Consider the following 1,556-nt stretch of genomic DNA (forward strand, 5'->3'; position numbering starts at 1 on the left):
AACGTGCTGGGGCGGCTGTCACCGGTGTAGGCGGTGTACTTGAAGGTGGTGTTGAAGTTGGGGCGAAACACTCCGGGCACCCAGAAGCCGCCTTTGGAATCTGGGCCTTCCTCCTCCGAGGGGCAGCCCACCGTCAGATCTTCCCTAAGTAATTTGCGCCTCAGCGCTCGGGCCCAGAGGTCGGTTCCCTTTGTAAACGGGTCTTCTAGAGCCTCTCCCTTGATAGCCGGGCGGATGCCGGGCTCGCGGTTGGGTTGAGAAACGATCTCGGAGAGAACGCCACCTCTCACCAAGCCCTCGCGGGCAGCATAGGCCGGTTCGCCAAACATCCAATTGAAGGCCGCCTGCAGAGCCTCGGCAGGGTTGGGCCACTTGGGCGGCTTGGGCACCCCGGCTTTCACCTCCAGCACCGGCGAAAGCTGCGGCTGCAGGGCAATGGTTACGCCCTCGGCAGGAGCCGCGGCCACCGTATTCACGCTGATGGTCTCCGGCTCCGGATCCGCTTGGATTTCCCAGACGGGGCGCAGATCCACCGTGTTGGGCTTGGCTGCCATCCACTCGCCCAAGGGGCTCTTGGAAGGAGTTTCTGGGGCAAAAGTGCTGGGCCCGCAGGGACGCCCTTGACAGGTCAAATTTTGTGTCCCCGTTGTGGTGGGCGAGCAGGTGGGGCTGCTGGTGCTGGCGATGAGGGTGCCCGTCCGGGTTTGGGTAAAGGTTTTGGTTGTGCCGCAGGCGATCTGGTCGATGACCTCATCGCAACTGGCCGGTGACCAAGGGCCCCAGTTGTAGTTGCAAGTTTGCTTGCAGGTGATCTTCTGAGTTTCTGTCCTGGGGGTGGTTCCGCAAATCGAGGTGCAGGTCTCGGTGCGGGTTTGAGTCACCTCCAGGCCGCCATTGGCCAGGGTGCATGGGGGATCCCAGTTGGTGTAGGTGCAGGTAGCCTCCGGAGGTTGGCAGGTGATGGTTTGGGTTTCGGTTTCGACAAAGGGGCTTTGGCTGGTACAGAGCGGCGTTACCGTGCGGCTGCGGGTTTGGGTAATGGTGGTTTTGTTGCACTGCTGCTGCTTGGTACACTGAGGCGTCCAACCTGACCAAGGCCCGTAGTTGTACTGAGGGTAGCAGGTGATCATCTGAGTTTCCGACGGCGGAGTGCCAGGGCAACCGGCAGGCAAGGTGGCAGTTCTGGTTTGTTTAATAGTGGTTTGCTGACAGATGTTGGTTTTACATGCAGGAGTCCAGTCTGTCCAGATGGGATCGCAATTGAGGGGTTCTGCGCAGTACTGCTGGTTGGGTGCCAGAGGTTTAGTCTGATCCGGCTGGCAGGGCAGGTTGACCGGCTTCAGCGGCTTCAGGTAGCGAAGGTCATAGTTTTCCAGCGGCTGCCCATCTCCCTGGGTTGTGAAGCGGACGAAGGCATTGCCCATGTTCTCGTAGGTTTGGATCTCCACCAGGTAGGGAGAAGGCCGAGTGTAGTCGGTAACGCACTGCAGCTCCAGCCGGAAGCTCACCTGGTTATTGCCGCCATCCCACCAGGCTTCGACACCAACAGCCTCATC

The 1,556-nt window shown here is 60.2% G+C and carries 1 pseudogene; it reads right to left on the reverse strand.

From position 1 onward, the window contains the following. A pseudogene (locus NW838_RS00275) lies at positions 1–1,556 on the reverse strand (type II secretion system protein); the annotation flags it as partial.

The sequence above is a fragment of the Synechococcus sp. R55.2 genome, from assembly GCF_047462075.1.
Classification (GTDB): domain Bacteria; phylum Cyanobacteriota; class Cyanobacteriia; order Thermostichales; family Thermostichaceae; genus Thermostichus.